Below are 18,650 nucleotides of genomic sequence, written 5' to 3'. Positions count from 1 at the left end.
GCCCGCTCAGGGCAGGTCGGCCTCCCAGACGAGCCACTTGCGCCGCACCGCCGCCTCGACGTCGACACCCTGGGAGCGCGCGAGCAGGAGCAGGTGCGCCAGGACGTCGGCGACCTCGTCCGCGAGCGGCGACGCCGCGCCGTCGGGCACCGACGTCTCCGGACCCCCGCGCGGGCGGGTGCGCCCCGTCGCGACGAGGAACGCCTGGGTGAGCTCGCCGACCTCCTCGGTGAGCTTGAGCATGAACCAGTCAGCGTCGCGCTCGACGTCGAACTTCCGCGCGTACAGCGCCGACACCGCCTCGACGCGCTCGCCGAGCGCGGGCAGGGTGAGGGGCGCGTCGTCGTCCATCGCGCCAGTGAACCATCTGACGGCTCCGACCGTTCGGCACCTACGGTCCGCGTTCGGCAGCACGAGGTGCCGATCCGCGCGCGACGTACCGAACCCCGGCCTACCGCACGACGAGCGCGACGACGAGCAGCAGCACCGTCGCGACGATCTCCCCGATCCCGACGGCCTTCGGGCTCAGCGGTCGGCCCGGCAGCGCTGCCGACCGCACGGTCGCGGCGGCGAGGAACGCCGTCGCCCACCACCAGGTGGGGTCGTGCACGACGGCGACGACGCCCGCCGCGACGGCGACCGCCGCGTGGTACGCGACCGAGGCGACGACGTACGACCGCACGCCGCGCTCGCGGATCATCGTCTTGACGTAGAGCACCGTGCCGAACAGGTACGCGAGGAGCAGGGCGGCGACCAGCCAGACCACCGCCGGGACGGCGAGCACGGACGCACCCGCGGGCCGGCACGCGGAGTACGCGACGACCGTCATGAGCGACGCCGCGACCGTCATGGCTCCGCCCGCGGCGACGGACCGCTCGGTGCGCTGCGCCGAGGCCCACAGCCCGAGCGCGAGGAACGGCACGAACGCGGGCGCCCACGCCGCGAGCGCCGGGTCGAGCGCGAGCACGGCCGCACCGAGCACCGCGGCAAGCGCGCCGTAGGTGAGCATCGGGCGCCGGAAGCGCGGTCGGCGGCGCGACTTCAGCCACAGCCCGGCCGCGAAGTAGGCGAGGTACCCGACGAGCCAGAGCGCACCGAGCGCGAGGGTGGCCGGGCGGAACCCGGCGTCCTGCACGCCGCGCACCGTGCCGACCACGAACGGCAGCAGGAGCATGGGCCACGCGCCGTGCTGGTTCGGCACCCAGCCGGGCGGACGTCGGGCCACGCCCCGAGGCTAGCGCCGCGTCGGCCCGTTCCGGCCGCGCGGAGTCCCCCGTCCGCGCGGCCGCACGTCCCGGTCCCCCGGGACCTTCGTCCTGACCTTCGACGGCGTCCCGCGGCGCGCCGTCGACCGGCGTCACGCCCGGTCGCCGGACTAGATATGGTGGCGCAACCGTGATTCACACCCCACATGTTGGGGTACGGTCCGTCGCGCAACCCCTGCGCGCCGGCGAGAACCCGGTGGGCAGAGGGGACGAGCGATGACCGCCATCGAGCTCGACCAGGCAGCACCGCACCGCACGACCGCCACGCTGGAGGTCCTCAAGCGCGACGGCCGGCGACGGCCGTTCGACGACGCCCGCATCCGCGCCGCCGTGACGAAGGCGTTCGCGGAGGTGCACGGCGACCTCACGGCGACGCACCGCCACCGCGTGGCGGAGGTCGTCGACCGGGTCGACGCGGAGATCGCCGCGCGGTTCGACGCGACCGTGAAGATCTACGAGATCCAGGGCGTCGTCGAGCACGTGCTCCTGGAGTCGCACGAGTACGACGTCGCACGCGCCTACATCGACTACCGCGTGCAGCGCGACTTCGCGCGCAGCCGGGCGACGGACCTCAACCACTCGATCGTGCGGCTGCTGGACAAGGACTCCACGGTCGTCAACGAGAACGCGAACAAGGACAGCGAGGTCTTCAACACCCAGCGCGACCTGACGGCCGGGACGGTGGGCAAGGCGATCGGGCTGCGGATGCTCCCGCCGCACGTCGCGAACGCGCACCAGAAGGGCGACCTGCACTATCACGACCTCGACTACCACCCCTACGCGCCCATGACGAACTGCTGCCTCATCGACTTCCGGTCGATGCTGTCGAGCGGCTTCCGGATCGGGAACGCGCAGGTGGAGCCGCCCCGCTCGATCCAGACCGCGACGGCGCAGATCAGCCAGATCATCGCGAACGTGTCGTCCAGCCAGTACGGCGGGTGCTCGGTCAACCGCATCGACGAGCTCCTCGCTCCCTACGCCGAGCGCAACCTGGAGAAGCACCTCGCGGACGCGCGCCGCTGGATCGCCGACGAGTCCGCGCACGAGGAGTACGCGCGCGAGAAGACGCGCAAGGACATCTACGACGCGATGCAGTCGCTGGAGTACGAGATCAACACCCTGTTCACGTCGAACGGGCAGACGCCGTTCACGTCGGTCGGGTTCGGGCTCGGCACGGGGTGGCTGGAGCGCGAGATCCAGCGCGCGATCCTCCAGATCCGCATCCGCGGCCTCGGCAGCGAGGGCCGCACAGCGATCTTCCCCAAGCTCATCTTCACGCTGCGCCGCGGGCTCAACCTCGACCCCGGCGACCCCAACCACGACCTCAAGCAGCTCGCGGTCGAGTGCGCGACGAAGCGCATGTACCCGGACGTGCTGTCGTACGACAAGATCGTCGAGCTCACGGGCTCGTTCAAGGTCCCCATGGGCTGCCGGTCGTTCCTCCAGGGCTGGCAGGACGAGCACGGCCAGGACGTCTCCGAGGGCCGCATGAACCTCGGCGTCGTGACGCTCAACCTCCCGCGCATCGCGCTCGAGGCGGACGGCGACCTCGACGCGTTCTGGCGCCTGCTCGACGAGCGCCTGGAGACCGTGCACGACGCGCTCGTCTTCCGCATCGAGCGCTGCAAGGAGGCGACGCCGGGCAACGCGCCGATCCTCTACGTCCACGGGGCCTTCGGGGAGCGCCTCGCGCCGGGCGACGACGTCGACCGCCTCTTCCGCGACGGCCGCGCCACGGTGTCGCTCGGGTACATCGGGCTGTACGAGGTCGCCGCCGCGTTCTTCGGCGGCGCCTGGGAGCACGACCCGCGGGCCAAGGAGCTGACGCTCGACGTGCTGCGGTCCCTGCACGCGCACGCCGCCGGGTGGACGGCGCGGCTCGGCTACCGGATCAGCGTCTACGGCACGCCGAGCGAGAGCCTCACCGACCGGTTCTGCCGCCTCGACCGGGAGCGGTTCGGCGCGGTGCCCGACATCACCGACAAGGACTACTACACGAACAGCTTCCACTACGACGTCCGCAAGAGCCCGACGCCGTTCGAGAAGCTCGACTTCGAGGCCGAGTACGCGCGGTACACGTCGGGCGGGTTCATCCACTACTGCGAGTACCCCGTGCTCCAGCAGAACCCGAGGGCGCTGGAGGCCGTCTGGGACTACGCGTACGACCGCGTGGGCTACCTCGGCACGAACACGCCCATCGACCGCTGCTACGCGTGCGGGTTCACAGGCGACTTCGACCCGACCGCGCGCGGCTTCGCGTGCCCGTCGTGCGGCAACGCCGACCCGCGCACGTGCGACGTCGTGAAGCGCACGTGCGGGTACCTCGGCAACCCGCAGCAGCGCCCCATGGTGCACGGCCGCCACGCGGAGATCTCCGCGCGCGTGAAGCACCTGCCGGACCCGGCGTCGGCGTGACCGTGGCGCGCACCCCCGGCCCCGGCTGGCGCTCGGACCGCGTCAGCCGGGGGTACGTCGCGGACTACAAGCCGTTCGTCATGGTCGACGGCGAGGGCGTGCGCTGCTCCCTCTACGTGAGCGGGTGCCTCTTCGCGTGCGCGGGCTGCTTCAACGAGGCCGCGTGGAGCTTCCGCTACGGCCGCCCGTACGACGACGCCCTGGAGGACCGCGTCCTCGCCGACCTCGCGCACCCCGCCGTGCAGGGCCTGTCCCTGCTCGGCGGGGAGCCGTTCCTCAACACGGGCGTGTGCCTGCGGCTCGTGCGCCGCCTGCGCGCCGAGCACGGCGACCGCAAGGACGTGTGGTGCTGGACGGGCTACACCCTGGAGGAGCTGCGCGCAGGGGCCGCGGACCAGCGCGCGCTGCTCGCCGAGGTCGACGTGCTGGTCGACGGCCGGTTCGAGCTCGCGCGCCGCGACCTCACGCTCGCGTTCCGCGGCAGCACCAACCAGCGCGTGCTCGACGCGCGGGCCTCGCTCGCGACGGGGCGCGCCGTCCCGTGGGCGTCGGACCGCGCGACGACGAGCGCCTGACGACGGCGCCACCGGGCCGTCGGCTCACCGGGACGCGCGGCGCCGGGGGGCGGGGTCGGGCTCCGCGGGGCGGCGGATGCTCCCGATCATCTCCCACGTCGCCATCGTCATCAGGAAGGTTCCCCAGAGGAAGAGGATGAACCCGCAGATGTAGAGGGCGGTGAGCGCGCCGCGCGGGACAGGTGTGGTGATGCCGGCAGCGTCCGCGGCCACAGAGACGGCCGTGTGGTAGGAACCGACGGCGGCAGCACTGAAGAAGATCACGAAGGACATCACCCCGAGCACGAGCCCGGAGACCGCTTTCTTCGCCGGCGCGGTCCACGACATGTCGTCCTCCTGGTGGTCGGTTGCGCTCGACGATCTCATGCGCGGTCCCGGGACACCACGGACGTCGACCGCGTCCGCCGGAAACACCTCCACCCCGCGCAGCCGCGCCGCGTCTTCCGTCAGACGGTCTTGCGGGTGCGGCGGATGCCGACCCACAGCCCGACGGCGCACGTCACCGCCGCGGCGACGAAGCCCCACAGCACGTCGGGGTCGGCGAACGACCCGGCGAGCAGGGCGCGCTCGGCGTCGACGATGTAGGTGAGCGGGTTGAAGAGCGCCGCGGTGCGCATCCACGCCGGCCCGGCCTCGAGCGGCAGCATCATGCCGGAGAGGATGAGCAGCGGGAACAGCAGCGACTGCTGCACGCCCCAGAACAGCCACTCCCGGTTCTTCGCGGCGAGCGCGAGCGCGATCGACAGCGCACCCACGCCGATGCCGAACAGCCCGAGCAGCAGCAGCCCGACGAGCAGGTGCAGCGGGTAGAGCGTGAAGCCGAACGGGACGCACACGAGCGCGATGAGAAGCCCCTGCACGACGAGCGGTGCGAACTCCTTGAGCGAGCGCCCGACGAGGATCGCGGAGCGGTCGAGCGGCGTCGCGAGCACGCGCTCGTAGGAGCCGGTCATCATCTCGTAGAGCAGGTTCGAGCCGCTCATGGACGTGCCGAACAGCGAGATCATGACGATCACGCCGGGGACGAACCACTGCAGCGTCTCGGCCGTCGACCCGCCGCCCCCGGGCGCGCCGCCGCCGAACCCGCCGACCGCGCCCGTGAGGAGCGGGCCGAAGAGACCGAGGAAGATCAGCGGCTGCAGCAGCGAGAAGATCAGCGTGAACGGGTCGCGCAGCACGAGCAGGATCTCGCGCGTGAAGACGGCCCACGTGTCGCCGAGGAACTTCGCGACGCCGGTCCGCATCGCCGTGTCGGCGCCGGCGGCCGGGGCTCCGACGCGCGCGCCCGCGAGGTCGGTCCGCGTGCTCATGCGGCCTCCTCTCGCAGGCTGCGGCCGGTGAGGTTGAGGAAGACGTCGTCGAGGCTCGCCTGCTTCAGCTCTGCCGAGCGCACGGCCAGCCCCGCGACGCGCAGCGCCTCGATGGCCTCCGGGAGGCGGTCGGCGCCGTGCGTCGTCGAGATGCGGACCGTCACGACGCCGTCCGCGCCCGTCGTGGTCGCGACCTCGCCCGCGTCCTCGGCGAGGGACGCGCGGACGCGGCCGACGACGTCGGGCACCGCTCCCGGCGACGCCTCCCCCGGGGCGCCGCCGACGGGCGCCGGGACCACGACGAGCGTGATGACGTCGTCCGCGTGGTCGTGCTTGAGGGAGTCCGGCGTGGCATCGGCGATGATCTCGCCGTGGTCGATGACGACGACGCGCTCGGCCATGCTGTCGGCCTCGTCGAGGTAGTGGGTCGTGAGCACGATCGTCATGCCGTAGCGCTCGCGCATCGCCGCGATGTGCTCCCAGAGGTTCGCGCGGGCGTGGGGGTCGAGGCCCGTCGTCGGCTCGTCGAGGAAGAGCAGCGGCGGGTGGTTCATCAGCCCGAGCGCGACGTCGAGCCGGCGCCGCTGGCCGCCGGACAGCGACTGCACGGTCCGCTTCTCGAGCCCGCCGAGGTCGAGGGCGTCGAGGAGCTCGGCGGCGCGCCGCGTGTACTCGGTGGGCGGCAGCCCGTAGAAGCGGCCCTGGTTGTGGAGCTCGTCGAGCACGCGGTAGGAGAACCCGCCGCCGTTCCCCTGGCCGATGAAGCCGATGCGTGAGCGGACCCGGGCCGGGTCGCGCGCGACGTCGTACCCGGCGACCTCCGCGGTCCCGGCGGTCGGTGCGAGGAGGCTCGTCAGCATCCTCAGGGTCGTGGACTTGCCGGCCCCGTTCGGGCCGAGGAAGGCGACGAGCCCGCCCTCGCGGACGTCGACGTCGATGCCCTTGACGGCCTCGACGGTCTCTTTCTTGCGGTGGAAGGTCTTGGTCAGGCCGCGGGCTCGGATCACCGGAGCCACCCTCTCGTACGCCGTACCGAAATGGAGCGACCACGCTAGCATACGGTGTACGGGAAAAGGCAAGCCTTCGTCGCACGACCGCACCGGAGGCGAGATCCCGCGGGAAGTCGGGGAGGATACGCACGTGACGACCGACCCGACCGACGCCCGCGCGGCCGACCGTGCGCCGTCGGCCACCGCGCCGACCCCGCCCGCGACCCCGGACCCCGAGGACGCCGCGGGCAACGACGACGCCGTGCGGACGCGCGGCGTCGCGGCCGCCGCGGACGCCGGGGTCGCCTCCGCGGTGCAGGCGGCCGAGCACGCGCGCGCCCAGTTCACCGAGATCGTCCGCACCCCCGAGATCACGCGCCGCCTCGCGCTCCTCTGGGACCCGCCCGCGCCCGCGACGCGCGGCCGCAAGCCGCGCCTCACGCTCGACGACGTCGTGCGGGCGGGGATCGCCGTCGCGCAGGAGGGCGGCCTCGACGCGCTGTCCATGCGCCGCGTCGCGACGGAGCTCGGCGTCGGGGCCATGTCGCTCTACACCTACGTGCCCGGTCGCACCGAGCTCGTGGACCTCATGATCGACCGCGCGTACGCCGAGCTCGACCTGCCCGCTGCGGGAGCCCCGTGGCGGCCCGCGCTCGCGCAGTACGCGCACGAGCTGTGGAACCTCTACCTGCGCCACCCGTGGATCCTCCAGACCAACATGTGGCGCGCCCCGCTCGCGCCCCACGTGCTCGACGCCCAGGAGGCCGGGCTGCGGACCATCGTCGACACCGGCCTCTCCGAGCTCCAGGTCGTCGACACCCTCGGCCTCGTCGACAACTACGTCCAGGGCCTCGCGCGCGCCACGATCGCCGAGCGGACCGAGCGCGACGCGACCGGCGTGGGCAACGACGAGTACTGGACGACCCTCGGCAGCTTCTGGGAGGACTGGTTCGACGTCGAGCGCTACCCCGTCATGACGCGCGTCTACGTCGCGGGCGGCTTCGACGCGCCGCAGGGACCCTTCGACGCGAGCCTCGACCGCCTGCTCGACGCCGTCGAGCTGGCCATCGACAGCGCGAGCGCCGACCGGTCCGTCGACCCCGCCGCCGCACCGGAGGACCCCGACCCCGCGGGTTAGGGAGGTCGTGCCGAAGGTCCCGCGGCACGACGCCGGTCCCGGCTGACGTGCGGGCGTCACCCCTGGCAGGATCGACCCATGGATCCCCGCGCCGGCACGCCCGCCCAGCCCAGCGACCTCATCGACGTCGACGCCGTGGTCGGCGCCTACTACGACCTCGCGCCCGACGTCGACGACCCGGCCCAGAAGGTCGTGTTCGGCACGTCGGGCCACCGGGGGTCGAGCCTCGACCACGCGTTCAACGAGGCGCACATCATCGCGATCACGGCCGCGATCGTCGAGTACCGGCGCTCGCAGGGCACGGACGGGCCGCTGTTCATCGGGCGCGACACCCACGCGCTGTCGCTCCCGGCGTGGCAGACCGCGCTCGAGGTCCTCGTCGCCGCGGGCGTCCAGACGTACGTCGACGCGCGGGACTCGTTCACCCCGACCCCCGCCGTCTCGCAGTCGATCCTCCTGCACAACGAGGCGACGACGGTCGACGGCGTCCGCACCACCGGCCCCGGCCTCGCGGACGGGATCGTCGTCACGCCGTCGCACAACCCCCCGCGCGACGGCGGCTTCAAGTACAACCCGCCGCACGGCGGCCCCGCGGGGTCCGAGGCGACCGGCTGGATCGCGGACCGCGCGAACGAGATCCTGCGCACCGGCGTCGGCAGCGTCCCGCGCGTGCCGCTGACCCAGGCGCTCACGTCCGAGCACGTGCACAAGCACGACTTCCTCACCACGTACGTCGACGACCTGGCGAACGTCCTCGACCTCGACGTCATCCGCGACTCCGGCGTGCGGATCGGCGCCGACCCGCTGGGCGGCGCGTCGGTCGAGTACTGGGGCGAGATCGGCGAGCGGTACGGGCTCGACCTCACGGTCGTGAACCCGCAGGTCGACCCCCGCTGGGCGTTCATGACCCTCGACTGGGACGGCAAGATCCGCATGGACTGCTCGTCGCCGTACGCGATGGCGTCCCTCGTCTCCGGCATGACCGGGGAGTCCGGGAACGCCGAGGGCGGCGCGCCGTTCGACGTGGCCACCGGGAACGACGCCGACTCCGACCGCCACGGGATCGTCACGCCCGACGCCGGGCTCATGAACCCCAACCACTACCTCGCCGTCGCGATCCAGTACCTCTACGGCGGCGCGCGCGAGGGCTGGCGCGACGACGCGGCGATCGGCAAGACGCTCGTGTCGTCCGCGCTCATCGACCGGGTCGCGGGCGGGCTCGGCCGTCGGCTCGTCGAGGTCCCCGTCGGGTTCAAGTGGTTCGTGCCCGGCCTGCTCGACGGCTCCGTCGGGTTCGGCGGCGAGGAGTCCGCGGGGGCGTCGTTCCTGCGCAAGGACGGCCGCGTCTGGTCGACGGACAAGGACGGCCTGCTCCTCGCGCTGCTCGCGTCGGAGATCATCGCGACCACGGGCCGCACGCCGTCCGAGCACCACCGCGACCTCGTCGAGCGCTACGGCGAGTCCTGGTACGCGCGCGTCGACGCGCCCGCGACGCTCGAGCAGAAGGGGACGCTCGGCAAGCTCTCGCCCGAGCAGGTCACCGCGACCGAGCTCGCCGGCGAGCCGATCACCGCGAAGCTCACGAACGCCCCCGGGAACGACGCCCCGATCGGCGGGCTCAAGGTGACGACCGAGAACGCGTGGTTCGCGGCCCGGCCGTCGGGCACGGAGAACGTCTACAAGATCTACGCCGAGTCGTTCGTCTCCGCCGAGCACCTGACCCAGGTCCAGGCCGAGGCGAAGGACGTCGTCTCCGCCGCCCTCGGGAGCTGACGCCCCCGCCGAGGGAGAGGCGTGGTCACCACCACGCCTCTACCTCGCGGGACCAGGGCTCTCCCTCGGCGGACCGGGGCTCTACCTCGCGAGAAGGGCTACGTCGCCCGACGACGCTCGCGCGCGTCCCACGTGTCCGTCGCGACGCGCTGGGCGTCGCGGAGCGCGCGGGCCGGGTCGACGCCCTTGGGGCAGACCTGTGTGCAGGCCCCGACCTGGATGCACGGCCAGGCGCCGAACTCGGTGTCGAGGACGTCGGCGCGGTCGAGCTCGCCCGCGTCGCGCGAGTCCTCGTCCCAGCGGCGCGCCGTCGCGACGACGGCCGGGCCGAGGAAGTCGGGCGCGACGTCGAGCTGCGGGCACGCCGCGTAGCAGAGCATGCAGTCGATGCACTCGGCGAAGCCCTTGAACGCGGCGAGCTCGCCCGGCGTCTGCCGGTGGCCCGACGCCGGCCCGACCGCCCGCAGCACGTCGTCACCGTCCGGCGTCCGCGAGCCCTCGACGTCCTCGCCCCCCTCGACCCCGGCGCCGGCCCCCGCCCCGGCTCCAGCTCCGGCTCCGGCTCCGGCCGAGGGCGGGTCGACGAGCGGGAGGCGCGTGGCGCCGTCGGGCACGAGCCAGGGCTGCACGGTGGCGAGCTTGCCGAGGAAGGTGTCGGTGTCGACGACGAGGTCGCGGAGCACCTCGGCGTGCGCGAGCGGCTCGACGACGAGGCCGGACGTGCGGTAGCCGCGCACGAACGTCTCGCACCCGAGCACCGGGCGGCCGTTGACCATGACGCCGCAGCTCCCGCAGACCGCCATCTTGCACGACCACCGGAACGTCAGCGTGGAGTCGGCGTGGTCCTTGACCCACTGGAGCGCGTCGAGCACGGACGTGCGGTCGTCGTAGGGGACGTCGAACACGTCCCGCCTGCCGGTGGCCGCGCCGTCGGGCGACGTGCGCGCGACCTCCAGCCGCACCGTCTGCTCGCTCACGCGCCTTCTCCCTCCTCCGCCGAGGCCGACGTCGCCGTCGTCTCCGAGCCCTTCCCGACAGCAACCTCATGTTCGGCAGAGGCGCCCACCGGGACGTGCGTCACCTCGATGGCGCCGCTCGCGCCGAGGCGGACCTCGGAGTGGCGCGCCACCCCTTCCTGCTCCGGGAAGTCCAGCCGCTGGTGGGCGCCGCGCGACTCCTCGCGCGCGAGCGCGGCGGCGACGGTCGCGTGCGCGACGAGCAGCGTCGCGCCGAGCTCGACCGTCGTCGCCCAGTCGGTGTTGAGCACGGCGCTCGTGTCGGCGACGCGGACGTCGTCGTACCGGGCGCGCAGATCCTCGACGGCGGCGAGCGCCCGCTGCAGGCCGTCGGCGTCGCGGTAGATCCCGGCGTCGGCGTCGAGCACGCGCCCGAGCTCGGCCCGGATCGCGGCGGGCGGCTCGGTCCCCCTGCCGCGCATCGCGAGGAATCCGTCGGCGATCTCGGCGGCCCGGTCCACGACCGCGGGACCCGTCCGGACCGCCGAGGGCCCGCCGCCGGCCCCGGGCGGGCCCATCTCCCGCGACCACGCGAGCGCCGCCTCGCCCGCCGCGCGCCCGACGACGAGCGTCTCCACGAGCGAGTTGGACCCGAGCCGGTTGGCGCCGTGCAGGCCGGTCGACGCGCACTCCCCCGCGGCGAACAGCCCGGCGACGCCGGTCGCGCCGCGCGCGTCGGTGCGGATGCCGCCCATCGTGTAGTGCGCCGTCGGGCGGACGGGCACGGGCTCGGTCGCCGGGTCGACGCCCGCGAACTGCTTGGCGAGTCCGGTCACGAGCGGCAGCCGCTCGGCGAGACGGTCCTTGCCCAGGTGCCGCAGGTCGAGCAGGACGACGCCGCCGTCGGGCGTGGGGATGGTGCGGCCGTCGCGGTCGGCGTGCCAGAACGCCTGCGACAGGCGGTCGCGCGGCCCGAGCTCCATGGTGCGCGGCACGGGCGCCCCGACGGGCGACTCGGGACCGAGGCCGTAGTCCGCGAGATAGCGGCGGCCGTCGGCGTCGAGCAGCACCCCGCCCTCGCCGCGCGCGGCCTCGGTGAGGAGGATGCCGCTGCCCGGGAGGCCGGTCGGGTGGAACTGGAGGAACTCCAGGTCGCGCAGCGGCACTCCCGCTCGCAGCGCCATCGCGGTGCCGTCGCCCGTGCAGATGCCCGCGTTCGTGCTGGTCCCCCACGCGCGCGCCGAGCCGCCCGTCGCGAGGACCACGGCGGGCGCCTCCAGGAGCAGCGGCTCGCCGCGGTGCTGGTCGTGCACGACGACGCCGCGCACCCGGGCGTCCGGGCCGCCCGGGTCCTCGACCACGAGGTCGAGCACGTGGTGCTCGTCGTACCGGCGGACGGGGCCGTCGGGACCGGAGTGCCGCAGCGACGTCTGGAACAGGGTGTGCAGGAGGTGGAAGCCGGTCTTGTCGGCGGCGAACCAGGTGCGGGCGCGGCTCATGCCGCCGAACCGGCGGACGGCCACGTCGCCGTCGTCCGTGCGCGACCACGGCAGCCCCCACCGCTCGAGCCGGTAGAGCTCGCCGGCCGCGCGCTCGACGACGAACCGGACCGCGTCCTCCTCGCACAGCCCGGCGCCGCCCGCGAGGGTGTCGGCGACGTGCTGCTCGAGCGAGTCGTCGTCGCCCACGACGCCCGCCGCCCCGCCCTCGGCGGCGACCGTGTGCGAGCGCATCGGGTAGACCTTCGAGACGAGCGCGACCACGGGGGTGCGGCCGTCGTCGCGGGCCGCGACCTCGGCGACGGCGAGCGCCGCGCTCAGCCCGGCGGCGCCGCCCCCGACGACGACCACGTCGGCGTGCTCGACGCGCAGCGCGGTCACGGGCGTCCTCCGGGGGCGAGAGGGCGGGCGGACAGGTCCGGTGCGGCGCAGAGCGGGGGGAGAGCGTGCCGAGGCATAGGGGAAGGGTCCCCGCGCCGTCGGGCCAGCGCAACAGGCGAAGGTCCCGGTCCGGGGCCCTGATGGGCACCGCTCCCCATCGAGCGCGAGCCCCCTCTGTGGGTAAGGTCCGTGCGGAACCCCTCCCCGAACCACCGGAGCACTCATGCGTCCCGCCCGTACCGCCGCCCGCCTGACCGTCGCCGCCGCGCTCGCACTCGGCCTCACCGCGTGCACCGTCGCCGTCGACGGCGGGGACGCCCCGAAGACGTCCGCCCCCGAGGAGACGACGACGGAGGAGTCCGCGCCGGCCGAGGACGCCGAGGAGGTCGACGACGCCGCGGCGGAAGGGACCGAGGCGGACGGCGAGCTGCCCGACTGGGCCAACCCCGTCGCGACGCCGGGCGAGCAGATCTCGACCTTCACGGTCGGCGACGTGCGCGTCGACGTCTACCAGGTGGGCGTCACGCAGGCCTCGAAGGACGGCCTGTTCGTCGACCCGGACACCAACCAGCCGCTCATCGCGGCGGGCGACGACATCGTCTTCATCAACTACGTCATCACGAACGAGGGCGACCCGATCGACCTCGGCTCCAGCCTCGTGAGCATCGACGAGCGCTACGACGACTGGCCGTACATGCAGGGCATGGACACCATCGTCGACGACGCGCTGTACGAGGCGCAGGGCGTGCACGACGACGCGATGCACAACCAGGCGTACCGCGAGCCGTCGGTGTACCCGTTCGCGACGGGCCAGTCGTACTCGTACGCGACGAACTTCCGCTACCAGCCCGGCTCGCCGATCACGTTCGACGCCGTGATCACGCCCGTGGACGCGGAGGGCGAGCTCCTGCACGACGAGCGCATCGAGGGCGAGGGCACCGGCACGATCTCCTGACGCCGCCCGCGCCTGCCGCGAGAGCCCCGGTCCCGACGGACCGGGGCTCTCGTGCGCTCAGCGCCGGGTCAGGTCCTCGTACTCCGGGTGCCGCTCGACGTACGCGCGGATGAACGGGCACAGCGCGACGACGCGCTCGCCCGACTCCCGCACGCTGTCGAGCGCGCCCGCGGCGAGCGCGGACCCGACGCCGCGCCCCTCGAACGCCGGGTCGACCTCGGTGTGCGTGAAGATCACCGCGCCCGGCTCCCGCACGTAGGCGGCGAAGCCGGCGACGACGCCGTCGCCGGTGCGGGCCTCGAAGCGGTCGCCCTCGTCGGTGACGGTGACGGTGACGGTAGGCGTGCGGGGTGCGGGGCTGTCGGTCATGCCGCCATCGTCGTCGGCCCGGCGCCCCCGGACAACCGCGGCGCGACCCCTGAGACGGCCGTCGCGTCGGGCGTCACGACACGAATTCGCTACCGGCCGGACGGCTTCCGGGTGCGACACTGGGACGGTGGTCCAGGATTCCCCGTCGCGCGCTGACGACCCCGAGAACCCCGAGCACCGGCGGGACGACCTGACGACCGAGGGGACGGCGTCGGGCACGGCGCCGGAGGCCGACGTCCGGGCCTCCCGCAACCCCTACCGCGCCGTGCTCACGCTGCCCGGCGCGTGGCGGTTCTCCGCCGCGGCGCTCGTCGCGCGCCTGCCGATGTCGATGGTCGGCATCGGCACGATCCTCATGATCCAGGGCATCTACGGCGAGTACGCGCTCGCGGGACGCGTCGCAGCCGCGCTCGTCGTGGCGCAGGCGGTCGTGTCGCCCCAGATCGCGCGCCTCGTGGACCGCACGGGGCAGCGCGTCGTCATGCTGCCGCTGCTCGCCGCCGCGACGCTCGGGCTCGGCGGGCTCATCCTCTGCGCCGTGCTCCGCGCGCCCGAGTGGACGCTCTACGTGTTCGCCGCGGTCTCCGGCGCGACCCAGGGGTCGTACGGCTCGATGGTCCGCGCGCGCTGGACGCACATCGTGCCCGACGCGCGGCGCCTGCACACCGCGTACTCGCTCGAGTCCGCGCTCGACGAGCTCGTGTTCGTCGTGGGGCCCGTGCTCGCGACCGTGCTCGCGACGAGCGTGTCGCCGTCGGCAGGGCTCGTCGTCCCGCTGGTCGCGGCGGTCGTGGGCGGGCTGTGGTTCCTGTCCCAGCGCGCGACCGAGCCGCCCGTCGTCGTGCCCGAGGCCGGCGTGAAGCAGCGCTCGGCCATGCGGTCGACGGGGATGATCGTGCTCGCCGTGATCTTCGTGGCCATGGGCATCGTGTTCGGCGCGACCGACGTCTCGACCATCGCGTTCGCCGAGGAGGAGGGCCAGAAGGGCGCCGCCGGCATCATCCTCGCCGTGTTCGCCCTGGGCTCGCTCATCTCCGGCCTCGTCTACGGCGCCCGCCACTGGGTGTCCCCGCTGTGGCGCCGGTTCGTCATCGGGATCGTCGCGCTCGCCGCAGGCGTGTCGCTGTTCTTCTTCGTCACGTCGATCCCCGTGCTCGCGGCGGTCATGTTCGTGACCGGGTTCGCCATCGCGCCGACGCTCATCAACGGCAACAACCTCGTGCAGAACCTCGTGGCCCCGACGCAGCTCACCGAGGGCCTCGCGTGGGTCGGGACGTCGCTCGGCGTCGGGGTGTCGATCGGGTCGTCCGTCGCCGGGTCGCGCATCGACGCGGGCGGCGCGCACGCCGGGTTCGAGGTCGTCGTCGCGGCGGCCGCGCTCGCCGTCGTGCTGGTGCTCGTGGCCCTGAGGTCGCTGCGGCGCAGCGCCGACCGCGAGGACGTCACGGACGGCACGCCGGCCCACTGACGCGGGGTACGCCGCGAGACGGTCGACGTCGAGGCTCCGAGACGACGGGCGGGACGGCTCGGCCTCAGATGATGCCGAGGTAGCTCTGCACGGCCCGCTCGAGCGCGTCCAGGTCGTCTCGAAGAAGGAAGTCGACAGGCTCCCCGACGACGTAGCCGGTGTCGATCACACGGAGCTGGTCGACGAGGAGCACGGTCTCCTGCCCGGCGATCTCGAGGACGGGCCGGAAGATCGCACGCTGCGCGCTCGTCGAGGTCGGCACGATCGTCGCGACGGACCACGGCATGTTTGTCGGGGACAGAACCACCCCGTGCCGCCGACCGCCCTGCTCGTGGCCCCGGGGGTCACCGAGGTCGACGCGGTAGACGGCGCCGCGGATCACCAGGCGTCCGGCTCGTCGTCGAGGTTCTCGTGCGCGAGGTTCTCGGCATCGATGCGGGCCTGGTCGACCCACTTCTCGTGCGCGACCAGGTGCAGTCCCCGGCGGACGGCATCGCTGGCGGTGACGCCTTCGTCGCGGAGGCGGTCGAGGATCCGGCGCTCCTCGGGGGTGGGTCGGAACGTGACGGAGTCGCGCTTCGTCGGGGCGCCCTCGTCCTTCCCGCCGCGCGGGGTCTCCCCGACCGGCGCGCCGTTCTTCCCGCCCCGCGAGGTCGATCGTCGCGAGGTCGTCCCCTCGTGCGCGGTGCTGCGGGTTCTCGTCGCCATGATCACGACACTACGCCGTGTGTCCCACATTTGTCAGACACGGGTCTGGCGCGGATGACGCCCGCACACCCTCCCGCCAGCGCCGCCCCTCGGGTCGACGAGCACGCGGCGCCGGGTCGGCGCGATCCACGACGCCGCAGGTCCGCCGCTCGTCAGGCCGGGTCGGCGCCCGAGAGGTGGGCGCGCTCGCCCTCCTGGTCGAAGATCGTGAGGATCTCGACCGGGCCGTCGTGCGCGCCGAACGAGTGCGGCACCATCGTCGAGAACTCCGCCGCCTGTCCCTCGTGGACGAGGATCCGTCGGTCCGCGAGGTAGACCACGGCCGTCCCGGACAGGACGGTGAACCACTCGTGCCCCGGGTGGACGCGCTGGTGCTCCGGCCCGACGGCGCGCTCGGGCGTCAGGCGCATCTTCGCGACCATGGTCCCGGTCCGCTCGCGCGACAGCAGCCACGTGGTCTCCCCCGGGCGGCGCTGCGGCTCGGGCCGGATCACGACGTCCTCGTCGTCGACGGGCTCGACGAGCTGGTCGAGCGTCGTGCCCAGCGCACGGGCGATCGGCACGAGCTGGTCGAGCGCGATGCGCCGGTGCCCGGTCTCGATGCGGCTGAGCGTGGACGGGCTGAGGAAGCAGCGCGCGGCCAGCGCGTCGAGCGTCCAGCCGCGCGCGAGCCGCAGCCCGCGGATGCGCTGCCGCACGACGGCGTCGAGATCCGGTTCTTGCGTCATGAGCAAGATTCTATGCTCAACACGCATGATCGTCCTACGGTGGAGCCATGGACCTCCCCGCCCGTCCCCAACCTGCGCCCGGTCCCGACGACCCCGCCGTCGCGGGTCCCGGCTCGACGCACCGTGCCGCTCACGCACCCGGGCACGGCCACGCACCCGGGCACGGCCACCCCCACGGCGCCGCACCCGGGCACGAGCACAGCCACGGCCCGCACGACGGCGCCGGGATGGCCGAGCTGCTCGAGCTCGACGCGCTCGTGTTCGGGGACCTCCTCGACGAGGCCGTCGCGGTCGCCGTCGGGCACGCCCCGGACCCGACGCGCACCGTCGTCGACCTGGGCGCCGGGACCGGCACCGGGACCCGGGCGCTCGCGCGGGCGTTCCCCGACGCCGAGGTCGTCGCGGTCGACGCGGACGCCGCGATGCTCGACCGCCTCCGGGCCCGGCTCGCGGGGACCGGCCTCGCGGAGCGCGTCCGCACCGTCGAGGCCGACCTCGACGCCGGGTGGCCGCCGGTCGGCGTCGCGGACGTCGTGTGGGCGTCGGCCTCGCTGCACCACGTCGCCGACCCGGCGCGCGTCCTGCACGACGCCCGCGACGCGCTCGCCCCGGGCGGCCTGCTCGTCGTCGTCGAGATGACCGCGACGACGCCCGTCCTGCCCGACGGCGCAGCCCACGCCGACCTCGCCGCGCGCCTCGAGCGCGCCATGGCGCACGCCGGCTGGAACCGCTACCCCGACTGGACCCCGTACCTGACCGCCGCCGGGCTGGAGGTGGTGGACCGGCGCGAGCCGACCGCCGTCGTGCCGCCGGGGCCGGAGACGTCCCGCTGGGCGCACGCCACCGCGACGCGCCAGCGCGAGCACCTGGCGGACGAGCTGGAGCCCGCCGACCTCGCGGCGCTCGACGTCGTGCTCGCGGCGACCGCTCCCGGCACGACCGACCACACCGTCCGCGCCCGGGGCGGCCGCGTCGTCTGGGCCGCCCGCCGCCCCCGCTGAGTGCGTCGAACAGTCGCCGTCCGGGCCGATCCCCGCGACTGATTCCCGCACTCAGGGAGTCCCGTCACCCCGCTGAGAAGAACCGTGAACACCACCACCGAGAAGAACGCTCCCTACGACGTCGCGATCGTCGGCGGCGGTCCCGCCGGGCTGAGCGCCGCGGTGACGCTCGCGCGGTCGCTGCGGTCCGTCGTCGTGCTCGACGCCGGCGAGCCCCGCAACGCGCCCGCGGAGGGCGCGCACAACCTGCTCGGGCGCGAGGGCGTGCCGCCGCGCGAGCTGCTGGCCACGGGCCGCGCCGAGGCCGAGGGCTACGGCGCCGAGGTCCACGACGCGCGCGTCGCCCGCGCCGACGGCGACGTCGAGACCGGCTTCACGCTCACCCTGGACGACGGCGGGACGGTCCGGGCGCGCCGCGTGCTGCTCGCGACCGGCCTCGTCGACGAGCTGCCCGACGTGCCGGGCGTGCGGGAGGGCTGGGGCTCGACCGTGCTGCACTGCCCGTTCTGCCACGGGTGGGAGGTGCGGGGGCAGCGGATCGGGGTCCTCGCCACCGGGCCCGCCGCCGCGCACCAGGTGCTGCTGTTCCGCCAGCTCACCCCGCACGTCACGCTGTTCCAGCACACCGCCCCCGAGCCCGACGACGCCACGTGGGAGCAGCTCTCGGCGCTCGGCGTGCGCGTGGTCGAGGGCGAGGTCGCGCGTCTCGACGTCGATGGCCGGTCGGTGCGGTCGGTCGTGCTCGCCGACGGGACGTCGTTCCCGGTGGACGCGGTCGTCGTCGGGCCGCGGTTCGTCGCGCGCGGCGAGCTGTTCGAGCAGCTCGGCGGGACGCTGGAGGACCACCCGGCGGGCCGGTTCGTGCCCGCCGACCCGCGCGGCGCGACCGCGGTGCCGGGCGTGTGGGCCGCGGGCAACTCGAGCGACCTCATGGCGCAGGTCGGGGCGTCGGCCGCGGCCGGTGTCATGGCCGGCGCGGGGATCCACGGCGAGCTCGCGCAGGCCGACGCGGCGGCGGCCGTCGCGCGTCGGCGGACGCCGTCCGCGGCGCACGCCGCGCCCGCGGTCTGAGGCCCGGCCTCGGCCGCCGAGGGAGCGCCCGCGGGCCGCCCGGCCGCAG

Annotated in this window: 19 protein-coding genes; 8 read left to right on the top strand and 11 right to left on the bottom strand. The window is 74.1% G+C overall.

All coding sequences use genetic code 11. The features are described 5' to 3' along the window. Positions 1–6: 6 nt before the first annotated feature. Positions 7–351: a MazG nucleotide pyrophosphohydrolase domain-containing protein gene (locus AC3WT4_RS07245; protein ID WP_492315126.1), complete on the bottom strand. Its 345-nt coding sequence runs from the start codon at positions 349–351 to the stop codon at positions 7–9. Between the two features lie 100 nt (positions 352–451). Further along, on the bottom strand, positions 452–1,225 hold the full coding sequence (locus tag AC3WT4_RS07240) for a YwiC-like family protein (RefSeq protein ID WP_492315125.1): 774 nt from the start codon (positions 1,223–1,225) through the stop codon (positions 452–454). 256 nt (positions 1,226–1,481) lie between these two features. Here AC3WT4_RS07240 and nrdD point away from each other — a divergent pair, with 256 nt between their 5' ends. Both nrdD and nrdG read left to right on the top strand, forming a co-directional pair. After that, positions 1,482–3,680 carry an anaerobic ribonucleoside-triphosphate reductase gene (gene nrdD / locus AC3WT4_RS07235; RefSeq protein WP_492315124.1) on the top strand — a complete coding sequence of 733 codons (2,199 nt, stop codon included), beginning with the start codon at positions 1,482–1,484 and terminating at the stop codon, positions 3,678–3,680. A 2-nt stretch (positions 3,681–3,682) separates the two neighbouring features. Next, positions 3,683–4,255 (top strand): anaerobic ribonucleoside-triphosphate reductase activating protein, encoded by a 573-nt coding sequence (nrdG, locus tag AC3WT4_RS07230; RefSeq protein ID WP_492315123.1) that lies wholly within the window; start codon positions 3,683–3,685, stop codon positions 4,253–4,255. Positions 4,256–4,279: 24 nt separating this feature from the next. Here the strand turns inward: nrdG and AC3WT4_RS07225 are convergent, their stop codons facing one another. From AC3WT4_RS07225 to AC3WT4_RS07215, 3 genes are all read right to left on the bottom strand, one after another. Further along, positions 4,280–4,582 carry a hypothetical protein gene (locus AC3WT4_RS07225; protein WP_492315122.1) on the bottom strand — a complete coding sequence of 101 codons (303 nt, stop codon included), beginning with the start codon at positions 4,580–4,582 and terminating at the stop codon, positions 4,280–4,282. A gap of 119 nt (positions 4,583–4,701) precedes the next feature. Next, positions 4,702–5,565: an ABC transporter permease gene (locus AC3WT4_RS07220; protein ID WP_021483463.1), complete on the bottom strand. Its 864-nt coding sequence runs from the start codon at positions 5,563–5,565 to the stop codon at positions 4,702–4,704. Continuing rightward, the gene (locus AC3WT4_RS07215) at positions 5,562–6,572 is read right to left on the bottom strand and encodes an ABC transporter ATP-binding protein (RefSeq protein ID WP_492315121.1); all 1,011 of its coding nucleotides are present in this window, start codon (positions 6,570–6,572) and stop codon (positions 5,562–5,564) included. The genes AC3WT4_RS07220 and AC3WT4_RS07215 overlap by 4 nt, the downstream gene beginning before the upstream one ends. A 133-nt stretch (positions 6,573–6,705) precedes the next feature. Between AC3WT4_RS07215 and AC3WT4_RS07210 the strand changes: the two genes are divergently transcribed. Continuing rightward, positions 6,706–7,692, top strand: a complete 987-nt coding sequence (locus tag AC3WT4_RS07210; protein ID WP_083384956.1) for a TetR/AcrR family transcriptional regulator — start codon at positions 6,706–6,708, stop codon at positions 7,690–7,692. A gap of 78 nt (positions 7,693–7,770) precedes the next feature. Next, positions 7,771–9,465, top strand: coding sequence for a phosphoglucomutase (alpha-D-glucose-1,6-bisphosphate-dependent) (gene pgm, locus AC3WT4_RS07205; protein ID WP_074805072.1), 1,695 nt, complete (start codon positions 7,771–7,773; stop codon positions 9,463–9,465). 98 nt (positions 9,466–9,563) lie between these two features. Here the strand turns inward: pgm and AC3WT4_RS07200 are convergent, their stop codons facing one another. Both AC3WT4_RS07200 and AC3WT4_RS07195 read right to left on the bottom strand, forming a co-directional pair. Continuing rightward, positions 9,564–10,442: a 2Fe-2S iron-sulfur cluster-binding protein gene (locus AC3WT4_RS07200; RefSeq protein WP_492315120.1), complete on the bottom strand. Its 879-nt coding sequence runs from the start codon at positions 10,440–10,442 to the stop codon at positions 9,564–9,566. Beyond that, entirely contained in the window at positions 10,439–12,301 is a 1,863-nt protein-coding gene (locus tag AC3WT4_RS07195) for an FAD-binding protein (protein WP_492315119.1), read from the bottom strand. The genes AC3WT4_RS07200 and AC3WT4_RS07195 overlap by 4 nt, the downstream gene beginning before the upstream one ends. A gap of 223 nt (positions 12,302–12,524) precedes the next feature. On the opposite strand from AC3WT4_RS07195, the gene AC3WT4_RS07190 reads away from it, so the two are divergent. Next, positions 12,525–13,256: a hypothetical protein gene (locus AC3WT4_RS07190; RefSeq protein ID WP_074805063.1), complete on the top strand. Its 732-nt coding sequence runs from the start codon at positions 12,525–12,527 to the stop codon at positions 13,254–13,256. A gap of 57 nt (positions 13,257–13,313) precedes the next feature. On the opposite strand, the gene AC3WT4_RS07185 is transcribed toward AC3WT4_RS07190, so the two are convergent. Beyond that, complete coding sequence (locus tag AC3WT4_RS07185) at positions 13,314–13,625, bottom strand: GNAT family N-acetyltransferase (protein WP_492315118.1); 312 nt, start codon at positions 13,623–13,625, stop codon at positions 13,314–13,316. 265 nt (positions 13,626–13,890) lie between these two features. Here AC3WT4_RS07185 and AC3WT4_RS07180 point away from each other — a divergent pair, with 265 nt between their 5' ends. Continuing rightward, positions 13,891–15,093 carry an MFS transporter gene (locus tag AC3WT4_RS07180; protein ID WP_492315212.1) on the top strand — a complete coding sequence of 401 codons (1,203 nt, stop codon included), beginning with the start codon at positions 13,891–13,893 and terminating at the stop codon, positions 15,091–15,093. Between the two features lie 64 nt (positions 15,094–15,157). Here AC3WT4_RS07180 and AC3WT4_RS07175 read toward each other — a convergent pair whose 3' ends face one another. From AC3WT4_RS07175 to AC3WT4_RS07165, 3 genes are all read right to left on the bottom strand, one after another. Continuing rightward, the gene (locus tag AC3WT4_RS07175; protein ID WP_143031079.1) at positions 15,158–15,475 is read right to left on the bottom strand and encodes a type II toxin-antitoxin system PemK/MazF family toxin; all 318 of its coding nucleotides are present in this window, start codon (positions 15,473–15,475) and stop codon (positions 15,158–15,160) included. Next, a complete protein-coding gene (locus AC3WT4_RS07170) occupies positions 15,472–15,801 on the bottom strand; it encodes a hypothetical protein (RefSeq protein ID WP_108047677.1) in 330 nt (109 codons plus the stop codon). Before AC3WT4_RS07170 ends, AC3WT4_RS07175 begins: the two co-directional genes overlap by 4 nt. Before the next feature lie 152 nt (positions 15,802–15,953). After that, positions 15,954–16,529, bottom strand: a complete 576-nt coding sequence (locus AC3WT4_RS07165; protein ID WP_043652975.1) for a helix-turn-helix domain-containing protein — start codon at positions 16,527–16,529, stop codon at positions 15,954–15,956. Between the two features lie 47 nt (positions 16,530–16,576). Between AC3WT4_RS07165 and AC3WT4_RS07160 the strand changes: the two genes are divergently transcribed. Beyond that, positions 16,577–17,530: a class I SAM-dependent methyltransferase gene (locus AC3WT4_RS07160; protein WP_492315117.1), complete on the top strand. Its 954-nt coding sequence runs from the start codon at positions 16,577–16,579 to the stop codon at positions 17,528–17,530. Between the two features lie 84 nt (positions 17,531–17,614). Beyond that, on the top strand, positions 17,615–18,601 hold the full coding sequence (locus AC3WT4_RS07155; RefSeq protein WP_492315116.1) for an NAD(P)/FAD-dependent oxidoreductase: 987 nt from the start codon (positions 17,615–17,617) through the stop codon (positions 18,599–18,601). Positions 18,602–18,650: the final 49 nt, after the last annotated feature.

This window comes from Cellulosimicrobium sp. EB106-03-01-XG111, from assembly GCF_058792115.1.
Note: the sequence above shows the minus strand (reverse complement) of the source record. Positions and strands in the feature narration are given on the sequence as shown.